6 protein-coding genes are annotated in these 5,996 nt (G+C 72.4%); 5 read left to right on the top strand and 1 reads right to left on the bottom strand.

Translation table 11 applies throughout. The features are described from left to right. On the top strand, window positions 1-693 hold a 693-nt coding region (locus Q7W29_05805), incomplete at its 5' end, for an anthranilate synthase component I family protein (protein ID MDO9171327.1). Window positions 694-779: 86 nt separating this feature from the next. Here Q7W29_05805 and Q7W29_05800 read toward each other — a convergent pair. Further along, a complete protein-coding gene (locus tag Q7W29_05800; GenBank protein ID MDO9171326.1) occupies window positions 780-2,687 on the bottom strand; it encodes a formylglycine-generating enzyme family protein in 1,908 nt (635 codons plus the stop codon). Between the two features lie 220 nt (window positions 2,688-2,907). Here Q7W29_05800 and Q7W29_05795 point away from each other — a divergent pair, with 220 nt between their 5' ends. From Q7W29_05795 to Q7W29_05780, 4 genes are all read left to right on the top strand, one after another. Further along, a complete protein-coding gene (locus tag Q7W29_05795) occupies window positions 2,908-3,348 on the top strand; it encodes a metal-dependent transcriptional regulator (GenBank protein MDO9171325.1) in 441 nt (146 codons plus the stop codon). Further along, window positions 3,345-4,328: a zinc ABC transporter substrate-binding protein gene (locus Q7W29_05790; protein MDO9171324.1), complete on the top strand. Its 984-nt coding sequence runs from the start codon at window positions 3,345-3,347 to the stop codon at window positions 4,326-4,328. Before Q7W29_05795 ends, Q7W29_05790 begins: the two co-directional genes overlap by 4 nt. Then, the gene (locus Q7W29_05785; protein MDO9171323.1) at window positions 4,325-5,173 is read left to right on the top strand and encodes a metal ABC transporter ATP-binding protein; all 849 of its coding nucleotides are present in this window, start codon (window positions 4,325-4,327) and stop codon (window positions 5,171-5,173) included. The genes Q7W29_05790 and Q7W29_05785 overlap by 4 nt, the downstream gene beginning before the upstream one ends. Continuing rightward, the coding region (locus Q7W29_05780) for a metal ABC transporter permease (protein ID MDO9171322.1) at window positions 5,170-5,996 on the top strand (827 nt) is incomplete at its 3' end. The genes Q7W29_05785 and Q7W29_05780, both read left to right, overlap by 4 nt.

Raw genomic sequence — 5,996 nt, 5'->3', positions numbered from 1 at the left:
TCCGTCAACGCGCCGCCCTTCGGCGCCTGGCTGACCCGCGGCGACGTCGCCGTGCTCTGCGCCTCGCCCGAGCGCTTCCTGAGCCTCGACCGCGACCGCCGGCTCGAGACGCGCCCGATCAAGGGCACCCGTCCCAGCAGCCCCGAACCCTACGAAGACGCCGCGTTGCGCGACGAGCTGGCCGCCTCGCCCAAGGACCGCGCCGAGAACCTCATGATCGTGGACCTGGCGCGCAGCGACCTGGGACGCGTCTGCGAGACGGGGAGCATCGAGGTGCCCGAACTGATGGCTGTCGAGCGCTGCGGGTGGGTGTGGCAGATGGTTTCGACCGTGCGCGGCCGCCTGCGCGAGGGTCTGGACGCGATCGACGCCGTGCGCGCCTGCTTCCCGGGCGGCTCGATGACCGGGGCGCCCAAGATCGAGGCCATGAAGATGATCGACGAGTTGGAACCGTGGTCGCGCGGCGTCTACGCCGGCTCGCTGGGCTGGCTCGACGACGCGGGCGCCATGGACCTCAACATCGTCATCCGCACGCTGGTGGTGCGCGGCGGCCGCGCCGTGTGCGGGGTCGGCGGCGCGGTGACCGCCGACAGCGACCCGGCAGACGAGTGGCAGGAGACGCTGGACAAGGCCGCCGCCCTCGCGCACGCGGTCGCCGAGGCGAACCGGCCCGATGGGGCCGACCCCCGCTGAAGTCCCCCGAACGCGAACCGGGAGCTTCCCCCGTGGGGGAAGCTCCCGGTCGTGTCGAGGACCCGTTCGTCTCGAAGCTCCGGGCGTCAGTCGTTGTAGCGGGCCACCCGGAAGCCGGCGTAGCGGCTGGAGAGGTTCGGTTCCGACCGCGACGCGGAGCGGCAGTCGCCGGGACTGCTGAAGAAGGAGCCACCGCGCAGCATGTGGACGCTGCCGGTGTTGCGGCCGATGGGGTCGGTGATCGTGCAGCCCAGGGACACCAGGGTCGGGATGCCGCCGGGGTTCGGGCGGTAGACCTGCCCGCGCACGAAGAGGTCGAAGTCCACCAGCCGGTCCCGCGCGAACTGGGAGGTCCCGACCTCGATGACGCTGAAGTCGTCGATCATCAGGAGCTGGCCGCCGACGAGCACGCTCGTCACCGCGCCGGTCAGCGTGATCGTCCCGGCCACGCCGTCGCCGTAGGCCTCGATCGTGACGGGCTCGGCGGTCACCGTCGCGGTGACGCCCGGCGCGACGGTCGCCGGCAGCTCGGAGAACATCCCCCGGTAGAGCGTCTGGCCGTTGACCTTGAAGTTGGTGACGCTGTCGAAGTCGGCGTAGCGGAAGCTGACCTGCGACGTGGTGACGCCGAGGTTGGAGACGCCGAAGGTCGCGCCGATCTCGTCGAGGCGGAAGACCTTGTCCGTGCCGAAGCCGTCCTCGGCCTCCATGACGGTCACCGTGCCGCGCTGCTGGACGCTGCCGTCGAGGAACGTGAAATCCCCGAGCTGCAGCGACACGCTGTCGTAGTTGCGGCTGAAGTCCCAGACCCATTCCCACACGTTGCCGCTCATGTCCTCGAAGAGCCACTCGTTGGCCGGCTTGTCGCCGACGGGCCGGCTGTGGGAGGAGCTGTTGTTGCAGTACCACCCGATCAGATCGAGGTTCGGGTCGTTGTAGCAGCTCGCCGCGGACGAGGTCAGGTCGCCGCTGTAGAGCGCCGTGATCGTGCCGGCGCGGCAGGCGTACTCCCATTCGGCTTCGGTCGGCAGCCGGTAGCCGTCGGCGCCCTGGTCCCACGTCACCGTCGAACCGGCCACGGTGTAGGCCGGCGTCAGCTGTTCCGCCACCGAGAGCGCGTTGCAGAACGCGACCGCCTGCAGCCAGCTCACCGATTCCATGGGGTAGTCGGACGAGCAGGTGGTGCAGACGTCGTCGTAGTAGCTCGGGTTGTTGCCCATCAGCCGCTCGTACTGGTCCCAGGTGATCTCCGTCTTCGACATCAAGAAGGGCCGCGTCAGCGTGACGCGGTGCTGGGGCCACTCGTAGCCGTCGCTGCCCACCTCGCCGCGGGGGCTGCCCATGAGGAAGGTGCCCGGCGAGACCGGGTGGAAGGTGATGATCGATCCCTCGATCGAGGTCCAGGTCGCGGTGAAGGAGAGCCCGTCGCCCTCCAGCAGCGTCAAGGTGACGACGCTCGGCGTCGGCGTGGTCCAATCGTCCACGTCGCCCCAGGTCACGATGTAGTCGCCGGGATCCATGTTCTCGTAGCGCACGAAGCCCGTGCCCGAGGCGCTGAACTCGTCGGGACCCGTGATGGTCCAGGGGAAGCCGAAGCCCTGGTCGTCCGGCAGCGGGTTGATGTCGATCTGCCCCGGCAGGATCTCGCCGCCGGTGGTGCGGTAGGTCGTGGTGAAGGTCGTGAGGCCGCCGCCGACCACGGTCCTGATCACCTCGGCGGGCGAAGGTGTGACCCAGCCGGTGACACCCTGCCAGGTGAGGGTGTAGGAACCGACCGCCATGTCTTCGAGCAGCTCGTCGCCGGAACCCTCGTGCTCGTAGCCGTCGGGGCCGGCCAGGTGCCAGGGGAAGGACGTCGTCGACGGGAGCGGGTAGACGCCGATGGAACCGTTGCCGGTCAGTCCGGACGTTGTCTCATCGTCGCATCCCGCCAGGACGATCAGGCCGAGGGCCAGGACCACAAGCCCGCTGCGGCACAGGGCGGCTCTGTTCATCGAAGGTCTCCCTTGGGTCGTTCACGTACGCGTGGGGCACGACGGCATCGCCGGTCGCCGGGGACAGCCCGCGGTCGACACACCCGGCTGAAAATACATCACGGGCGGCGAGGATGCCAGTTTCCCTTGCCGTTGCGCGGCTCCATGCTATCCTGTCCCGGAATTTAGGCTGCACTAAACCGTGTCTCGGAAGCGACCCCGCGCCCCTCGAGAGGTCCGGATGAAGCACACCGAATCCGCCGAGAACTACCTCAAGACCATCTGGGACCTCGAGGCCGACCAGGGCCGGGCCACGACCAGCGGGATCGCGCGCCGCCTGGCCGTCGCCCCCGCCTCGGCCACCGGCATGATCAAGCGCCTGTCCGGCCTCGGGCTGGTCGACCACACCCCGTACCGGGGCGTGGTCCTGACCGAGGACGGCCGCCGCACGGCCCTGCGCGTGGTGCGGCGCCACCGCCTGATCGAGTCCTTCCTGGTGCGGGTCATGGACGTGCCCCGCGAAAGCGTCCACGACGAGGCCGAGCGCTGGGAGCACGTCCTGTCCGAGGACATGGAAGACCGCATCGACCAGCTGCTGGGACATCCCGAACGCGACCCCCACGGATCACCCATTCCCGCCCGCTACCCGGCGTTGCCGTGCGCGACGGAGGAGCCGACATGACCCCGACCGCCACCCGCAAGCCCCGCCGCGGCGGCGCCGCCGCCAACTTCCTGCTGGCCGTCTCGCTCGCCGCACTGGCGGTCGGCGCGACCGGCTGCGGCGACGCCGGCGAGCGCCGCCGGGACGGGCCCCTGCGCGTCGTCGCCACCACCGGCATGGTGGCCGACGCCGCCGCCAGGATCGGCGCCGGGCGCGTGCGCGTGGTCGGCCTGATGGGCCCCGGCGTGGACCCCCATCTCTACAAGGCCAGCGAGGGCGACGTGCGCCGGCTCCAGGAAGCCGACCTCGTCCTGTACAACGGGCTGCACCTGGAGGCCAGGATGGGCGAGGTGCTCGGTCACCTCGGCGCGGACCGGCCGACGCGCGACGTCGCCTCGGCCGTCGCCCCCGGCGACCTGCGCGCGGTGCCCGGCTTCTCGGGCGCCCACGACCCGCACATCTGGTTCGACGTGCGGCTGTGGCGCGACGCGGTCGTGGCCGTGGGCGAGGCGCTCGCCGCCGCCGACCCCGCCGGCGCGGCGGAATACCGGCGCAACCTCGACGCCTACCGGGCCGAACTGGACTCGCTGGACGCCTGGGTGCGCCGCCGCACCGCGACGGTGCCGGAGCCGGCGCGGGTGCTGGCCACGGCCCACGACGCCTTCGGCTATTTCGGCCGCGCCTACGGGCTCGAGGTGCGCGCCCTGCAGGGCATCAGCACCGCGACCGAAGCCGGCACGCGCGACGTGCAGGACCTGGCCGCCTTCCTGGCCGACCGGCGCGTGCCCGCCGTGTTCGTGGAATCCTCGGTCCCGCCGCGCACCGTCGAGGCGCTGCAGGCGGCCGTGCGCTCCCGCGGCCACGAGGTGCGCATCGGCGGTTCGCTCTACTCGGACGCGCTCGGCGATCCCGGCGGCCCTGCCGCCACGTACGTCGGGATGGTCCGCACCAACGTGACGACCATCGTCGAGGCGCTCGGCGGCGCGAAGGAGACCCCGTGACGCACCCCGATACCCGTCCCGCCCCGGCCGCGCCGCACACCGGCGCCGGCCTCGCCGTCGCCGTGCACGACCTGACGGTCGCCTACCGCGACAAACCCGTCCTGTGGGACGTCGACCTCGAAGTGCCGCCCGGCCTGCTGCTGGCCGTGGTCGGCCCCAACGGCGCGGGCAAGAGCACGCTGCTGAAGGCGATCCTCGGCCTGGTGCCGGCGGCCGCCGGCCAGGTGCTCATCCACGGCGAGCCGCTGGCGCGGGCCCGCGACCGCGTCGGCTACGTGCCGCAGCGCGGCAGCGTCGACTGGGACTTCCCCACCTCGGCGCTCGACGTGGTGACCATGGGCACGTACCGCCGGCTGGGCTGGGTGCGCCGGCCCGGCCGCCGCGAGCGCGAGGCCGCGCTTTCCGCGCTGGAGCGCGTCGGCATGGCCTCCCTCGCCGACCGCCAGATCAGCCAACTCTCCGGCGGCCAGCAGCAGCGCGTGTTCCTGGCGCGGGCGCTGGTCCAGGACACCGACGTCACCTTCATGGACGAGCCCTTCCAGGGCGTCGACGCCGTGACCGAGCGCGCGATCGTCGACCTGCTGAAGGACCTGCGCGCCCGCGGCCGCACCGTGGTGGTGGTCCACCACGACCTGCAGACGGTGCCCGACTACTTCGACTGGGTGACGCTGCTGAACGTGCGGCGCATCGCCTCGGGACCGGTCGCCGAGGTCTTCACCGAGGAGAACCTGCGCCTGGCCTACGGCGGGCGCGTGGGCTTCCTCGAACGCAAGGCCGACCCCACGCCGGCCCCCGGCGGGCGCGACGACCCGGCCACCTCCCACTTCGGCAGGATCCGGCCGTGAGCTGGGACGCCGTCGCCGTCTTCTGGAGCGACTACACGCTGCGCACCGTCGCGGCGGGCGCCGCGGTGATCGGCGCGACCGCCGGCGTGCTGGGCGTCTTCGCGCAGCTGCGGCGCCAGAGCCTGCTCGGCGATGCGGTCAGCCACGCGGCCCTGCCCGGCATCGCCCTGGTCTTCCTGCTGACCGGCAGCAAGGAACCGGCGGCGCTGGTGGCGGGCGCCGCGGCCACCGGATGGCTGGGCGCGCTCTGCGTGACGGGGATCGTGCGCTCCTCGCGGGTGCCGGCCGACAGCGCGCTGGGCCTGGTGCTGTCGGTGTTCTTCGGCGTGGGGTTGATGCTGCTGACCTGGATCCAGCGCCGCCCCGACGCCTCGCAGGCCGGCCTGGACCGCTTCCTGTTCGGGCAGGCGGCGACGCTGCTGACCGCCGATGTCGCGACGATGGCGGTGCTGGGCGGCGGCGCCGTCCTGGTGCTGGTCCTGCTGTGGAAGGAGTTCAAGCTGCTGAGCTTCGACCCGGCCTACGCCGCGCTGCTCGGCCTGCCGGTGCGGCGCCTGGACATCCTGCTGACGGGCCTGCTGGTGGCGGCGGTCGTCGCGGGCCTGCAGGCCGTCGGCGTGGTGCTGATGAGCGCGATGCTGGTGGCGCCGGCCGCCGCCGCCCGACAGTGGACCGACCGCCTGGCGCCGATGGCCGCGCTGGCCGCGCTCTTCGGCGCGGCGGCCGGCGTCGGCGGCGCCGTCGCCAGCAGCCTGACGGCGCGCACGCCCACCGGGCCGGCCATCGTGCTGGCGGCCACGGCCATCGTCCTGGTCTCGCTGGT

The organism is bacterium, from assembly GCA_030654305.1.
GTDB lineage: Bacteria > Krumholzibacteriota > Krumholzibacteriia > LZORAL124-64-63 > LZORAL124-64-63 > PNOJ01.
The sequence above is the reverse complement of the archived record's forward strand: the minus strand, read 5'-3'. Positions and strand labels throughout refer to the sequence as shown.

Excerpts from the sequence above, each read along its gene's own strand:
- Q7W29_05800 (MDO9171326.1), bottom strand. The coding sequence starts at position 2,687 with ATGAACAGAGCCGCCCTGTGCCGCAGCGGGCTTGTGGTCCTGGCCCTC.
- Q7W29_05795 (MDO9171325.1), top strand. The coding sequence starts at position 2,908 with ATGAAGCACACCGAATCCGCCGAGAACTACCTCAAGACCATCTGGGAC.
- Q7W29_05790 (MDO9171324.1), top strand. The coding sequence starts at position 3,345 with ATGACCCCGACCGCCACCCGCAAGCCCCGCCGCGGCGGCGCCGCCGCC.